16 protein-coding genes and 1 pseudogene are annotated in these 14,698 nt (G+C 59.4%); 5 read left to right on the top strand and 12 right to left on the bottom strand.

From position 1 onward, the window contains the following. Window positions 1–61: 61 nt before the first annotated feature. Complete coding sequence (locus AC1D17_RS21250) at window positions 62–1,033, bottom strand: substrate-binding domain-containing protein (RefSeq protein ID WP_477567291.1); 972 nt, start codon at window positions 1,031–1,033, stop codon at window positions 62–64. Window positions 1,034–1,152: 119 nt separating this feature from the next. Then, complete coding sequence (locus AC1D17_RS21245) at window positions 1,153–1,902, bottom strand: FadR/GntR family transcriptional regulator (RefSeq protein ID WP_477567290.1); 750 nt, start codon at window positions 1,900–1,902, stop codon at window positions 1,153–1,155. 191 nt (window positions 1,903–2,093) lie between these two features. Between AC1D17_RS21245 and uxuA the strand changes: the two genes are divergently transcribed. The 3 genes from uxuA (at window position 2,094) to AC1D17_RS21230 (ending at window position 5,012) form a co-directional block, all read left to right on the top strand. After that, window positions 2,094–3,284, top strand: coding sequence for a mannonate dehydratase (gene uxuA, locus AC1D17_RS21240; RefSeq protein ID WP_477567313.1), 1,191 nt, complete (start codon window positions 2,094–2,096; stop codon window positions 3,282–3,284). A gap of 13 nt (window positions 3,285–3,297) precedes the next feature. Further along, window positions 3,298–3,987, top strand: a complete 690-nt coding sequence (locus AC1D17_RS21235; RefSeq protein ID WP_477567289.1) for an RraA family protein — start codon at window positions 3,298–3,300, stop codon at window positions 3,985–3,987. Window positions 3,988–4,076: 89 nt separating this feature from the next. Continuing rightward, window positions 4,077–5,012 (top strand): aldose epimerase family protein, encoded by a 936-nt coding sequence (locus AC1D17_RS21230; protein WP_477567288.1) that lies wholly within the window; start codon window positions 4,077–4,079, stop codon window positions 5,010–5,012. 323 nt (window positions 5,013–5,335) lie between these two features. On the opposite strand, the gene AC1D17_RS21225 is transcribed toward AC1D17_RS21230, so the two are convergent. The 8 genes from AC1D17_RS21225 to AC1D17_RS21190 all read right to left on the bottom strand — a co-directional run bounded on the left by AC1D17_RS21225 (window position 5,336) and on the right by AC1D17_RS21190 (window position 12,775). After that, complete coding sequence (locus AC1D17_RS21225) at window positions 5,336–6,475, bottom strand: fumarylacetoacetate hydrolase family protein (RefSeq protein WP_477567287.1); 1,140 nt, start codon at window positions 6,473–6,475, stop codon at window positions 5,336–5,338. Between the two features lie 4 nt (window positions 6,476–6,479). Continuing rightward, window positions 6,480–7,328, bottom strand: coding sequence for an aldose 1-epimerase (locus tag AC1D17_RS21220; protein WP_477567286.1), 849 nt, complete (start codon window positions 7,326–7,328; stop codon window positions 6,480–6,482). After that, complete coding sequence (locus tag AC1D17_RS21215; protein ID WP_477567285.1) at window positions 7,329–8,042, bottom strand: SDR family oxidoreductase; 714 nt, start codon at window positions 8,040–8,042, stop codon at window positions 7,329–7,331. It abuts the gene before it with no gap. 11 nt (window positions 8,043–8,053) lie between these two features. Next, entirely contained in the window at window positions 8,054–8,794 is a 741-nt protein-coding gene (locus AC1D17_RS21210) for an ATP-binding cassette domain-containing protein (protein WP_477567284.1), read from the bottom strand. 2 nt (window positions 8,795–8,796) lie between these two features. Next, window positions 8,797–9,777 carry an ABC transporter permease gene (locus AC1D17_RS21205; RefSeq protein WP_477567312.1) on the bottom strand — a complete coding sequence of 327 codons (981 nt, stop codon included), beginning with the start codon at window positions 9,775–9,777 and terminating at the stop codon, window positions 8,797–8,799. Between the two features lie 76 nt (window positions 9,778–9,853). Next, on the bottom strand, window positions 9,854–10,825 hold the full coding sequence (locus AC1D17_RS21200) for a substrate-binding domain-containing protein (protein WP_477567283.1): 972 nt from the start codon (window positions 10,823–10,825) through the stop codon (window positions 9,854–9,856). A gap of 29 nt (window positions 10,826–10,854) precedes the next feature. Next, the gene (locus tag AC1D17_RS21195; RefSeq protein WP_477567282.1) at window positions 10,855–12,060 is read right to left on the bottom strand and encodes a mandelate racemase/muconate lactonizing enzyme family protein; all 1,206 of its coding nucleotides are present in this window, start codon (window positions 12,058–12,060) and stop codon (window positions 10,855–10,857) included. A gap of 7 nt (window positions 12,061–12,067) precedes the next feature. After that, window positions 12,068–12,775, bottom strand: coding sequence for a FadR/GntR family transcriptional regulator (locus AC1D17_RS21190; RefSeq protein WP_477567311.1), 708 nt, complete (start codon window positions 12,773–12,775; stop codon window positions 12,068–12,070). A 92-nt stretch (window positions 12,776–12,867) separates the two neighbouring features. Between AC1D17_RS21190 and AC1D17_RS21185 the strand changes: the two genes are divergently transcribed. Together AC1D17_RS21185 and AC1D17_RS21180 are read left to right on the top strand one after the other, a co-directional pair. Further along, on the top strand, window positions 12,868–13,005 hold the full coding sequence (locus tag AC1D17_RS21185) for a hypothetical protein (protein ID WP_477567281.1): 138 nt from the start codon (window positions 12,868–12,870) through the stop codon (window positions 13,003–13,005). A gap of 117 nt (window positions 13,006–13,122) precedes the next feature. Then, window positions 13,123–13,532 (top strand): annotated as a pseudogene (locus tag AC1D17_RS21180) (transposase family protein); the annotation flags it as partial. 138 nt (window positions 13,533–13,670) lie between these two features. Here AC1D17_RS21180 and AC1D17_RS21175 read toward each other — a convergent pair. Then, window positions 13,671–14,159, bottom strand: coding sequence for a GNAT family N-acetyltransferase (locus AC1D17_RS21175; RefSeq protein ID WP_477567280.1), 489 nt, complete (start codon window positions 14,157–14,159; stop codon window positions 13,671–13,673). Continuing rightward, the gene (locus AC1D17_RS21170) at window positions 14,159–14,443 is read right to left on the bottom strand and encodes a type II toxin-antitoxin system TacA family antitoxin (RefSeq protein ID WP_477567279.1); all 285 of its coding nucleotides are present in this window, start codon (window positions 14,441–14,443) and stop codon (window positions 14,159–14,161) included. The genes AC1D17_RS21175 and AC1D17_RS21170 overlap by 1 nt, the downstream gene beginning before the upstream one ends. Window positions 14,444–14,698 lie beyond the last annotated feature (255 nt).

Here is a 14,698-nt window from a genome sequence, read left to right as displayed (position 1 = left end):
CGGGCTTGAGGGAAGAATGCGGCCGGTCCACAGGAAGCGATGGGCCGGCCGCGCACTGCCGTTATTGCAGCGTCTTGAGCTGCTCGAGGAAGGTGTTGACGCCATCCGGGTTGGTCCGGGTCAGGCTGAGCACCGGCACAACCACATTCTTCTCGACCGGTTTTCCGTCAAGAATGGCGTTGGCGGCATCAATCGCCAGGCGACCCACCTCAAAGGGTTGCTGCGCGGTCACGGCCTGCAGGACATTATCTTCGTCCAGAAGCATGTTGGCGAGTTGCTCGGTGCCGTCGATGCCGAACACGAAGATCTTGCCTTCCATCCCGGCTTTCTTGACGGCCTGCGCCGCACCGATGGTGCCGCCCTCGTTGGCTGCGAAGATCACCTCGATATCCGGGTTCGCGGTGATGATATCGGAGACCGTAGCAATCGCCTTTTCGGCCAGCCAGGCATCCTGCTGCGATACGACCTCGACCTGATCCTTCACCTGATCAAGGAAACCATTGACCCGCGCGTCGCTTTGCTCAGGCAACTGCGATTTGAAGGCGACGGTCGCAACTTTCACTTTGCGACCCGGAGCAAAGGTACCAAGAAAAGCCTTTGCCTCTTTGCCGGTATTGATGCCCAGATCGGCGTCGCTGCTCGTCACCGAGGCCGCGGCAAGATCACCGTTGATCGTGGTGCCCCAGGTGACCACAACGATTTTGGCATCGACCGCTTTCTGGATGGCGGGAATCGAGCCGTCCTTGCTGAGCGGCGCCAGCGCAATGGCCTGCACGCCACGGGCGATATAGGTGTCGATCAGCTGGGTTTCCTTTTCCAGCTTGTTCTCGCTGTTGGCATCCAGAAGCTCGACGCCCGAAGTGTCCGATGCGGCTTTCATCCCCATCTGGACGGTCTTCATGTACTGGTCTTGCTGAAAGACGATCCCGGCAATCGCGCGGCCTTCGGCCAGCACGACCGTTGGCCGAAAAGCGGTGCCAGCGATAAGTGCGGCGGCTGCGGTCGCCAGCAGGATGCTCCGTCTGGTAATCATAGTGATACTCCTCTCTTATGGGTCGTTTGCAGCTCTCGTTTTCAGCATGCCGCTTCGAGAGAGCCTTCGATCCGGCATATGGCCTGCTATCAGCCTAAGGGACTGATTACGCTACGGAATTATCCACCACGCGCGTGCCGATCATTTTCGGTGCCGATGAATTGCAGACCGTATTCCAGATGGCGGCTGATCAGATAGACATAGGCCACACGGTCTCTGGACCTCAGGGCATTGATGATTTGGGCATGCGCCTGATGGGTGTCGACTTGCACCGGTTTCGCGGCCTTGCCGACGCGCATGATCTGGGTGATGACCGGTTGCAGCAGGCGGTAGCTGGCCAAAAGTGTGCGGTTGCTGGCCAAAGACACCAGCGCCTCGTGAAACGCGAAGTCGCAGCGAGCCGCATCATCGACGCTTTGGTTTTCCAGAATGCGGGCGTTCACGGCATCGAGGTGGTCCAGATCGGCCGCCGTCGCGTGCAAGATGATATGATCGCAAACGCCCACTTCGATGATGCAGCGATAGCCCTGCACATCCAGAAACGAGGCCGGTGAGATGTCGTTCTGAAACGCAAACAGCTTGCGGACTGCGTCTTCGTGACGGTCACTGAGCACAGCCCCGACCTTGGGCCGAACCTCGACGATACCGTAAGCCTTGAGGATCTGCAGAGCCTCACGAACCGTATTGCGCCCCGCCTGGAACAGCTCTCCCAGATCACGTTCGGTGGGCAAGGCGTCGCCGATCACCAAGCCGCGCTCGCGCACCAGTTCACGGACCTGCTCGACCAGGCGGTCCACGGCGGAAACCTTTGCAGGCTCCTGTGCGGCATCCGCCGCCATAGCGGCAAGCAACAACGCGTCGGTACTCATCGGCAAGTTCCTCCTCCCAGAAGATTTCTATTTGTTGGACCAAGATTCTCAGACAGTCAACATAATTCTCATTAATGCCGCATTTTATCACGAGTATGCCCGGAAAAAGTTGCTCCTTGCCAAACTATTCTCAATGTGGTCCAACAAAGAGCAGCACGATCTTAGGCAAGTGGGGGGTGAATATGGAACCAATGCGGGAAACGTTGCGCTGGTATGGCCCGGACGATCCGGTCTCGCTGGACAATGTGAAACAGGCTGGCGCGACCGAAGTCGTGTCGGCGCTGCATCACATTTATGATGGCTCGCCATGGAGTGACGCCGACATTGCCGCTCAGAAGGCCCAGGTTGATGCGGCCGGGCTGACCTGGTCCATCGTGGAAAGCATTCCGGTCCACAACGAGATCAAGATCGCCGGACCTGGCCGGGCACGCTACATCGGCTGGTACAAAGACTCGATCCGGGCGCTGGCACGGCAGGGCATCAAGACCCTGTGTTACAACTTCATGCCGGTCGTCGACTGGACCCGCACCGACTTAACATATCGCATGCCGTCAACGGGTTATGCCCTACGGTTTGATGCGGTCGATTTCGCGGCCTATGATCTGTTCGTTCTGCGCAGGCCTCGGGTGGCGCAAGACTATACCGACGCCCAGATCGCCGCCGCCGAGACCCGCCTCAAGCGTCTGACGGATGACGATATTGCCCGCATCGAGCGTATTCTGATCGCCGGCCTGCCCGCCAGCGAGCGCAAGTTCGATCGTGCGAGTTTCCTTGATGCCTTGCTCGAATATGACGGGATGTCGGGCGATGATCTGCGCGCCAACCTGGCGCATTTTCTGAACGAGATTGTTCCGGTGGCTGAGGACAGCGGAATTCAGCTTTGTATCCACCCCGATGACCCACCGTTCAGCCTTTATGGCTTGCCGCGCGTGGTCTCGACCGCTGCGGACGTGCGCTCGATCCTTGCTGCGCCGGATAGCCCCACCAATGGACTGACATTCTGCACCGGCTCTTTCGGGGTGCGCGCTGACAATGATCTGGTGGCGATGGTTCGTGAGTTCGGACCGCGCATTCATTTCGTTCACCTGCGCAATGTGACGCGCGAACCGGATGGTTCGTTCCACGAAGCAGATCACCTCGGCGGATCAACCGATATGCCTGCGGTGGTCATCGCGCTGATGCAGGAACAGCAGCGTCGCAAACAAGCGGGCCGCGCCGACTGGCAACTGCCGATGCGTCCCGATCATGGCCACCTTCTGGCGGATGATATCGGCAAGACCCGAATCAATCCGGGCTATTCTCTGATTGGCCGCCTTAAAGGTCTGGCCGAACTTCGCGGCGTCATGCACGGCGTTGTGGCAATGGATGCAACGCAAAACTAGGAAAGACAGCGAGATGGCATTTGCAGACGATACTGAGCTTTTCGCCGCCATGCGGAGCAAGCTGTTCACCGCCGTTGTCGGCGATATTCTGGACAGGATGGGGCTTTTGCATCAGTTCCTGCCGCCCAACATCCGCGCGCTGCGCGATGACATGGTGACGATTGGCCGGGCGATGCCCGTGCTCGAGGCCGATTTCTTCGCCGTTTCTGAACGCGGCGGCCATTCCGCGATCAGCGCCAAACCATTTGGTCTGGTCTTTGAAGCCCTCGACAGCCTGAAAGAGAACGAGATCTACGTCGCCACCGGTTCATCGCCCAGCTATGCGCTGTGGGGCGAGTTGATGTCGACGCGGGCGCTGCATCTCAAAGCAGCGGGGGCGATTGTCGATGGATATTGCCGCGACAGCGGCGGCATTCTGGCGCTGAACTTCCCGACCTTCTGCTACGGATCATACGCGCAGGATCAGGGTCCGCGCGGAAAAGTCGTGGATTACGGCGTTCCTATCGAAATCGGCGGCATCCGTATCCGTCCCGGCGATATCCTGTTTGGTGACCGCGATGGCGTGCTGGTGATCCCGCGAGAGGCCGAGAAAGAGGCAATCGCCCTTGCCCTCGAGAAAGCCGCAACTGAAAACAAGGTGCGGCTGGCGATTGAAGCCGGGATGAGCACCGTCGAGGCATACGAAAAATTTGGCGTCATGTGAGATGTAACTCTGTGGTTTCTATGACCACCATAGGTAACAAAAGTCTGGCTTGGTCGCACGGCGTCGTCAGTGTGGAGGCTTTGGGCGGAATGCTTGGGCCAACGCTGTTCGTGCTGGCCGATGGACGACAAATTGCGCCCTTTCACATCGCGCCCTGGTTTGAAGGCGATCAGGCATCGGACCAACCCGGCATCCTACAGCGCTTGCGCGGAGAATGGCCTTGCGTGCCGTTTGGCGCGGCAAGCAATCGCGCCGCCCAGGGTGGTTGGTCGGCATCAAGCGCGACGCTTGAGCCGGACCCGTATCCGCATGGTTACGGGTCCAATCACAACTGGCACTGGCTGACGGCACCTAAAACCGAACTGGCTCTGGCAATCGCCTACCCCGCCGAACACCCGATTTCCCGGCTGGAACGCCGGGTGCAGCCAGTGCCAGGTCAAGCTGCCATCGACTTTGAACTGGCCGTCCATGTGCGCCGCGATTGTACTCTGCCCATCGGCCTGCATCCGGTGTTCCGCCTGCCCGCCGAGCCCGGCGCTGTGGAACTGGACATCACGGCAAGGGCCGGTGCGACCTTCCCCGGCCAAGTTGATCCCTCGTCAATCTTCGCACCTGGCCAGATTGCCGAGGACTGGCACGCCGTCGTCCTGAATGACGGCACGATTCTGGATCCTGGCGCTGTGCCCCTTTCCCGGCACACCGAGGATCTGCTGCAATTGCTGGGTGCCGAAGGCCATGCCGCTTTGCACAACCGCACCGAAGGCTACCGGGTCCGCCTCGACTGGAACGCCGATGATTTCCCCGACCTTCTTCTGTGGTTCAGCAATTTCGGCCGCCAGCATTCGCCTTGGAACGGGCGGCATCTGGCACTCGGGGTCGAGCCTGTATGCTCGGCATTCGATCTTGGCAGTCAAATATCTTCCGCCCCGAACCCGATCAACTCGCGGGGCAGCCCCACCGCGCGTACCTTTCGCGCGGGCGAGGTCTTTGTGACCCGCTACCGCGTTACAGTTGACCCGGCCTGAGCCTTACCAAGGAAAGCCGCCATGTCCCAGTCCGCGCGCCGTATCTGTCTGATTGGCGAAGTCATGATCGAGCTGTCCAGCGTTGATTGTGCCAAGACTCTGCTGCGGTTGGCGTGCTCGATACCTACAACACCGCAGTTCATCTCGCGCGCCTGCTGAAGGGGTCGGACTGGACCGTCGAGTATGTGACGCTGCTGGGCAAGGACGGTCTGTCAAACCAGAGCGTGTCCCATATGCAGGACGATGGTGTCTCGGCCCGGCTGGTCGGACGACATCCTGACCGATTTCGCGGTCAGATGTCTACCGGTCACCTGTCCGCTCCTTCAAAGCAAGCCGCGCGCGGCGAGGTTGGTCATCAACGCCCGCGTGCCGAAAGTCCATTCCGGCGCCTCGGTCGATAGGCGCACCGTATTGGTCAGGCTGCCCAGTTCAGGGGCGGCAATTGTGACGATGTCGCCCAGATGATGCGTGAACCCCTGCCCCGGCCCGTCGCGATCCTGCACCGGCGAGAACATCGTGCCGCAGTACAGCAGGAAGCCGTCTGGATACTGGTGATGCCGCCCGCGCGTCTGCGCCACCAGATCGGCAGGATCCCGGCTGATCTCCGCCATCGAGGACCGCCCGGTCAGGCTGAAGCCATCGCTGCCGGTGACGGTCAACGACAACTCCATCCGGCGCACGCTATCAAGGGTAAAGCCGTCATCAAACACCCGGATGAACGGCCCGAGGCTGGCGGCCGCGTTGTTGTCCTTGGCCTTGCCCAGAAGCAGAGCCGAACGGCCTTCGACGTCGCGCAGGTTCACGTCATTGCCCAGCGTCGCCCCCACGATGCGCCCCGTGCTATCGACGACCAATACTACTTCGGGTTCGGGGTTGTTCCATTTGCTGATCGGGTGCAGGCCAACGCTGGCCCCCCAACCGACCGCGCTCATCGGCTGCGCCTTGGTAAAGACCTCGGCATCCGGGCCGATGCCGACCTCCAGATATTGTGACCACAGCCCTTCGGCTTGCAGGACCGCCTTCACCTCGGTGGCCTTTGCAGAACCTGGCACCAGATCGCGCAGGCTGTCGCCGATCACGCTGGCAATCCGCGCCCGGATTTCAGCGGCGCGGCCCGGATCGCCGTCCGCACGCTCCTCGATTACCCGCTCAACCATCGAGCGCGCAAAGGTCACACCGCAAGCCTTCACCGCCTGCAGATCGCAGGGCGCAAGAAAATGCGTTACTTCTGCCTGCGGCTCCAGACTTGCGGTTGCGATCTCGGCCAGGCTGCCGATATCAACGCCGGCAATCGCGGCCACAAAGCCAGCGATATCGGCTTGTTCCAGGACGTCCCGCATCGTCGGTGYCGCTTTGGTGGTGATATCCAGCACGCGGCCCGCACGTAGGGTGGCAAGGCTGGGGCCGATCCCGGCACGCCAGACGCGGCCAAGAAGAAGGGCAGAGGCAGGTAGGGCGATCATGGTATCAGGTCCAATCAAGGGTCATTTCAGCCGTCAGCGTTTCACCTGTGGCCAAGAGGGTCAGGCCCGGCATTCCGGGCAGATTATGGGCATCGACCGGATGCGAGACGGGCTCAAAGCAAAAGAACTCTGCAGCAGATGATGGGGAGAACAGAATTGCGGTCGACAGATCCGCCTTGACCGCGACCGACACGGCCTCTGGCCCTTGTACAATCTGGGCAAACCCCGTCCATCCCGCAAAACCGGCATTGATCCAATCCACCGGCAAGGCGGCCAGCCCCGAAAAGTTCCAGTTCGCCGGAATCGGAACCGGCGCGGTGGTCGAGGGCAGGTGGCGACTGTCTTCCGGCCAGTACCCTGTCGCATGAAAAAGCAACTTCGTGTCGCTGTTGCGGGGAAACCACGGATGAAAACCCAATCCGAATGGAAAAGGCCGGTCGGTCCGGCTGGTCACGGCAAGCCGGACTGCCAGCGCGTTTGGCGTCAGCTGATAGCTGACTTTGGCGTGGTATCGGAGCGGGCCAAATTCGCCGCTGCTAAGAACCAACGTGACATGGCTGCCGTCTTGTTCAACAACCGCCCAAGCGCGCTGAAACGCATCACCGTGGATGGGAATGGCCTCACCCGAAAGATTGGGCGCGAGGCGATGGGTGGTGCCCGCAAAGCTGAACCCGCCAGCGATGCGGTTCGAAAACGGCGCAAGCAAGTTCATCGCCAGTGCGAAAGGGCCATCGGCCACATCGCCGGACCACGCCCGCAGCACGGGGTGTCCGTCAACGAAAAGCCCTGCAAGCCCCGCCCCCATCGCGGGAAGCACCTTGGCGCGTGCTGGTCCAGATGCCAGGCTGATCATTTACCAGCCGCCGTCAATGGCAATGTTCTGGCCCGAAATCATCCGCGCCGCGTCCGAGGCCAGAAACACCGCCAGATTGGCCACATCTTCGGGCAGGATACGTGTTTTCAAACCCTGCCGCTCTAGCACCCAGGCGTTGTATTCTTCCAGCCTGTCAGCAAAGACCCTGTTCTCAGCCTCCGACACCACCGCCCCCGGCGATATCGCGTTTACGGTAATGCCATGCTTGCCCAGTTCACGTGCAAGACCTTTGGTTAAGCCAAGCATCGCGCCCTTCGAGGCGACATAAGGCACATAGCCGTCCCACTGCCCGTTCAACGTGATCGAAGTCAGGTTGATGATSCGGCCCCAGCCCTTGGCCTTCATCCCCGGCGCACAGGCCCGCGCCAAGGCGAAGGCGGCCGAGGAGTTCACCCGGATCTGATCTTCGTATTCGGTCAAAGTGAACTCTTCATGCGGCTTGTTGATGATAAGAGCTGCATTGTTGATCAGAATATCAAAGGTCTGGCCGGCGGCGGCCCGCGCCACCGCCGTCTCGGCCCCGGCGAGATCGTTCAGGTCCACACCCAGCCACTCCGCACCCACCGGCACCGCGCTGTCCCGACGGTCCAATACCGTGACTTTTGCGCCTGCCGCCACAAATCCAGCTGCGAAAGCGTGGCCAATGGTGCCAAGCCCGCCTGTGATCAGAGCATGTTTTCCAGTCAGCTGCATTGCGCCCTCCCCTAAAGAACGTCGTGGACTTCTTCGATGGACGTCTCAGAAATTGGCTTGTCCAGCACCACTTTGCCCAAGGCCATCGCCACCACCCGATCACAACAGGCAAAGACATGGTGCATGTTGTGGCTGATGAAGATGCCGGTGACATTTTGTGCCTTAAGCGACTTCACAAAGCCGATGACCTTGGTGGTTTCCTTAACCGACAAATGGTTGGTCGGCTCGTCAAGGATCATCACTTTCGATTTGAAATGCATGGCCCGGGCAATGGCGACGCCTTGGCGCTGGCCGCCTGACAGTTCGCCCACCAGCGCGTCCGGTGAACGCAGATGCAGATCGACATCTGCAATGGCGGCCACGCTTTCCGCCCGCATCCTCGCTTCATCCAGCAGGCCAATACCCATCACGGATGCCTTCAAAGGCTCCCGCCCGATGAACATATTGCGCGCGATGGACATGTTGGGGACCATCGAGTTGTATTGGTAGATCGTCTCGATCCCAAGGTCCATCGCATCGCGCGGATTGGCGATTTCAACCGGTCTGCCTTCGACCAGGATCTCGCCTTCGTCCTTCTGGTGCAACCCCGCGAGGATGGAAATCAGCGTCGATTTTCCCGCCCCGTTGTCGCCCACCAGCCCGACGGCCTCGTTGCGGCGAAAGTCGAGGCTTACGCCCTTCAGCGCGTGAACGCCGGAATACCATTTGTGCAGGTTGCGGACCGAGATGATCGGTTGTTCGTCTACGGCCATGATCAGGTCTCCACTTTCATCGCACGACCACGTTTGCGTAGCCAGGAATTTCCCACCACCGCCAGAATGGTCAGCGCACCAACGGCAAACTTGAACCAGTTGCTGTCTACCTGGCTAAGCACCATGCCATTATCGATCACCCGGATCAGCGTGGCCCCGATGATGCCGCCGATGATCGAGCCGATGCCGCCCAAAAGCGATGTCCCGCCGATCACCGCTGCGGCCACGGCGGCCAGTTCCAGCCCCTCACCGATCGACGGAAGCGGCGAGCCAAGTCGCAGCACCTGAAGCATTCCGGCGAACCCGGCCAAAACCGAGCAGATCATGAAGCAGGCGATCTTGACCCGCGCAGTCGGAATGCCCATCGCACTGGCCGCCGGAAGAAACCCGCCGGTTGCCCGCACCCAATTGCCGAAATTGGTCTTGGCAAGCAGCAGACTGATCAGAACCGCGATGGCGATGAACCAAAGGAACGAGGCGCGGAACACCTCGCCGGGGCCGACAAAGCTGACAAACAGCCAGGACGGGATCTCATCGGCCTTGAGCCGGGGCGGAAAGCCGCCCGAGATCACAACCGTCATCGAGCGCGCCATATAGAGCATGCCCAGCGTAGTGATGAAAGACGGAATGGCAAAACGGATCGTCAACCAGCCATTCAGAAAACCGATTGCCGCGCAGGCCAACAGCCCGACCAACATGGCAGGCCAAAACCCCCAGCCCATCGTCATCAGAACGGCAAAGGACATCGGCATTAGCGCAAAGACAGACCCGACGGAAAGGTCAAATTCGCCACAGATCATCAACAACGTGACTCCGACGGCGACCAATGCCATTTCCGGCAATAGACCGAAGACGCCGCGCATGTTTGCGACGCCAATGAAGACGCCGTTCGATTTGATCTGGAACAATATGACGAGAACCAGAAGCAAAAGGGCGGCGGCAAGCTCCGGCTTTTGCAGGGATAACTTTATGAGACGTCTCATGACCGCCTGTTTCCTTTTTGAAGAATGGCCCAATTCAGACGCGGGGAGCACGCGTCTGAATTGGGCATAGAACTGATCAGCGAAGACCTTTTGCCGATAGTTCCATGATGGCATCGGCGTCGGCGGGGGTTGCGATGCCTTGTCCAGTGTCGATGTCGGCAGGCGACAAGCCGACGGTTTTTGCCAAGTAGACTTCCATGACGGGCATGAAGCCCTGCATGTAGGGCTGCTGGTCAACTTCCACTTGGATGTAGCCATTCTTCATTTGCTCAACGGCTTCCGGGACAAGGTCAAACCCACCCAGCAGAACCTTGCCAGGTGCATCGCCGCGGTCAGCAAGAACCCGGGCGACGCCCGCATGCCAGAAACCGGTGTCGAAATAGGCCGTAGTATCGGGATTGGCGGCTAGATAGGCGCCGACACGATCGGAAGTGATGGCAAGGTCAGTGCCCGAGTCGATTTTTTCCCAGGTGATTTCACGACCCGAAGTGGTTTTGTATTCGTCCAGGAAGTTGATCACGCCCTGCCCACGCTGCTCCGACCAGTTCTGGCCGGGAGCTGAGACGCCGACCAATACCTTGATCGGACCTTCGGTAGGGAAATTCGCCGACTGTGCCTTGCCCAGTGAATAACCGGCTGCAAGAAAACCTTGGCCGACAAAGGCCTGCCGTGCATTGCCTGCAGCGCTTTCAAGATCATCGACGTTGACGGCGATGACAATGATCCCAGCATCGCGTGCGCGCTTGATGACTTCGTCGAGGGCGGCGTTGTCGACGATTGATGTCAGGATGGCATCGGGTTTCTGTGCGATCGCCGCTTCGATATTGGCAAGCTGTTCCGGCACCGAGCCTTCGGTCTGGGTGAACAGCATTTGGCAGTCTGCCGCAACCTTGCCGCAAGCGTCGTCATAGCCCTTCTTAACAGCTTGCCAAAAGGTGTTGGATGCCGACGAGTGATGGGCGAAGACGATTTTCAGCTCATCGGCCATCGCCATGCTTGAGACAGCCGTCATCAGGGCGGCCACGAGGGCCGTTGCTTTCAGTTTCATTTTTGCTCCTCCCGAGCGTTGAGTTGTTCTTAAAGTGCCGTCGCGTCAGAGATCTTTCGCGATACGGTAAAAGCCCGGCCGACATCAGGATGAAGTTCCATCCCAAGGCCCGGACCGGGGGGCACCGTAATCATGCCGTCCTTCACGTCCGGAAGGGCGGTCACCAGATCGCGGTACCAAGTGCGATAGAAAGCCCGCACGCTTTCCTGAACCAACGCATTCGGCGCGTTCAGCGAAAGATGCGTGGAAGCACATAATACGACTGGGCCAGTGCAATCATGCGGAGCAATCGGCAGGTGCCAGGCTTCGGCCATCGACGCGATCTTGCGCGCTTCGGAAATTCCGCCACACCAGCTAAGATCGAGCATCACGACGCCCGCAGCCCCGGTCTCCAGCAGGTCGCGGAACCCCCAGCGTGACCCCAGGGTTTCCGAAGCCGAAATCGGGGCCGGCGAAACCGATGCATAGCGCGAAAGGCTCGACAGGCTGTCCATCTTGATCGGGTCTTCGTGCCAGAAGGTCTTATACGGCTCCAACGCCTTGGCTATCTGCATGGCGGGCAAAAGCTGCCACATCGAGTGGAACTCGACCATGATGTCCATCTTGTCGCCGACGGCGCGACGGATCTTCTCGAAGGGCTCCAGCGCCCTCTTCAGATCCGGCATCGAAATATATTGTCCGCGCGACGCTTCGGCCGCCATGTCGAACGGCCAGATCTTCATGGCCGTGATACCGTCCTCCAGCAAGGACAGAGCTAGCTCGTCGGCCCGATGCAGGAAACCGTTCAGATCATCGTAAGTCTTGTGGGCGCCGCCCAGATCATAATTGGCCGTGGTCTGGCCCGTCGCTTTCTTGATATATTCCGTTCCGGCGCAGGTGTTGTAAGTGCGGATTTCGTGGCGGGTAAATCCACCCAAAAGTTGCGCAATGGGTTGGTTGACCGCTTTGCCAAACAGGTCCCACAAAGCGATATCAAAGGCGGAATTGCCGCGCACTTCGGCACCGGAAGACCGGAAACCCAGATAGCCCACCAGATCACCCGCCAGTTTGTCGATCTCCAGCGGATTACGACCGATCACCCTTGGGGCAATATACTCATGCACATGCGCTTCGACCGTCGCCGCGCCAAAGAAGGTCTCGCCAAGGCCCACCAACCCCTCGTCGGTGTGGACCTGAACCCAAAGCAAGTTCGGGCGTTCGGCAATGCGGATGGTTTCAACGGCGGTGATCTTCATTTTTTCCTCAGGACAAACCGGCCACTAGCAGGGCGCGGACGCTTTCATCAAAATGGACCGCCATCATTGCGACGGCTTTTTGCGGGTCGCCTGCCGCGATGGCTTCAGCGATATGTTCATGCGTCGCAATCATCGTGTCGCGCGCATCAGCCGTGGTCCGGCTTTTCCAGCCAATCGGCCAAGTCTGCCGGGTGATCCCCTGAAACGCCCCGACGATTAATGCGAACACCGGATTCTTCGAGGCCTTCGCCAACGCCATGTGAAACGCCAGATCGTGCTCCATAAGCATTTCCGGGTGCTGGGCTGACGCACGCATCGCCTTGGCCTCGGCCAGAATTTCGGCCGCCTCGGCGTCGGATCGCCGGATCGCGGCCAGCGTCACGATGCGGGTTTCGATCGTCCGGCGCACGTCATAGATCTGCTGCACATTGATCTGATCGGTATGAACGCCGTGTTCGATGATCAAAGACATCGCACCATGGTCAATCGGCGAGACCGTGGCCCGCTTGCCGGTGGCCAGTTCGATGATCTGCATGGCGGCAAGTGACCGGAAGGCCTCACGGACCACGGTGCGAGACACATTCAATTCCTTCGAAAGACTTGCTTCCGATGGCAGCCTGTCGCCGGGCATCAGATCATGTTGACGGATATGGCGAGTGATCGCACCGATCGCATCGCTGACCAATCCGCTGCTCGTCGCTCCGCTTATTTGCATACCGAATCTCCATAACCTGTCCGACAGGTTTTCTATGATCTGTTCATAGGAAAGCTTCATCATGCCTGTCAACAACTTTCTGAAGGACAGGCATGACGGCAAGGCCTATTGCGGCAGCCGAGGACACGGTGGGTGAGAGCATCGTTCGGGATGACCAGCGAAGCCGCCTTGTCGGGGTCGACATTGTCGCGCGGCGGTTGCCACAGCACTACCGCAAGAACTGGGGTTGACCCACCGGGCGATCAAGGATGCGCTGGACAGCGGCAAGCAAGAGGATCGTCTGATTCTAGGTGTTTGATCCCGGACTTTGATGGTGCACTCTTATCCATTGATTGGAGGGAAGCGCTATGGGTCAAGTTCTTCACGGAAGCGCCACGACGACAGAGGCAACCCGTCGAGCGATACAACATAGTCAAGAGAGCCTGAGATCGCTTGCCAAGCGCTAGGCATAAACCAGGAGACCGTTGCCAAATGGAAGAAGCGAACCTCGGTCGCTGATCTGCCGGCCGGTCCAAGCGAACTGAAATCCACGGTCCTGTCCGGTGACGACGAGGCGATTATCATTGCCTTCCGCCGACATACCCTTCTGCCGCTCGATGATTGTCTCTACAGCTTGCAAGCGATGATCCCGCACCTGACGCGATCGGCCTTCCCCCGCTGCTTGCAGCGCCACGGCATCTCCCGCTTGCCGGATGTCGAGGGCGACAAGCCTGCCAGGAAGAAGTTCACGACCTACCGGATCGGCTTCTTCCACATCCCTTGCCCGACAGTGGTTTGCATGCAAACCACGAGAGGGATCGGTTCATCGACGCATTGACGATCCAAGGTGCCGTCAAACCATGGCAACGCAGGCCGGCGATGAAGGTCTGGGTCTTCCAGGAGCCGTTGACACACCTCAGTCTGTTTTTACGAAAAACTTGAGCGACATGATCAGTGTCATCGGATTTGTTGGCGACGCAGCGAAACCGTAGTGCTCATAGAACGCCTTGGCTTCGTCAGAAATCGCATGAACAAGAAGCCCGCAAATGCCCACGATGTGCGCGGCTTGCCCCACCCGCATCACGGCATCTTGCAACAAGGCGGCGCCAAGGCCTTTGCCCCGCCAGCTTCGATCGATCGCCAGCCTTCCGAGCACAGCCATCGGAATCGGGTCCGGCATGTTGCGTTTGATAGCGCCGGGTGCATCCGCCACGGCGAGTGCTCCGGAGGACAGACAATAATATCCGACCACTCTTGCGCCTTCGCAAACGACGTAGGTCCGGGATGCGCCGCTGACCTGATTGCTTCGGGCACGGCGGCGCAGCCATTCATCGAGGCTGTCATAGCCGCTATCGAACAGGTCGAGTTCATGCGCTTCGCCCAGAAGCGTTGGCGCGGAAAGCATTAAGCCTGCCAGGGTTTTGGCGCGCTCATAAGCCGCTCAAAACCCTCACCGCCGGGCGGCTGGTCAAGGACGGCCAGATAATGCTTATAGCTCTCGGAATCGACCCGAACGAGGGTCTGATCAAGCAGAGCGTCTTCGGCAGCGCGGCGAGCCGCTTCGATCATGAAGTCCGAGCGCGTTTTGCCATGCGCTTTGGCGGCACGGTCGATCAGAACGCGCACGTCGTCACGTACCCTCAAGTTGACGGGGTGGGTATTGGTTTCTGAGGCGGATTTTGTTGACATAGTTTTATCCTTCGTAGCCATTCTAGCACATCGAGATACACAATGTGTATCTATTTCGGAAGGACGGGATAGTCGTCCAAGCGCTTGAGATCCCCTGTCACATCCAGCGAATGATCGCGCGCCGGCACGTCGCCACTGTAAAATTCGCCGCGCTTTAATTCACCTCGGCACGCTTCAGTACCACATCGAAAAGCACATTTGCGCCGGCGTTCACATCGTGCGGTTCGGCATATTCCCGGGGGTTGTGGCTGATCC

The organism is Pararhizobium sp. P1_E7 (assembly GCF_056405855.1).
Note: the sequence above shows the minus strand (reverse complement) of the source record. Positions and strands in the feature narration are given on the sequence as shown.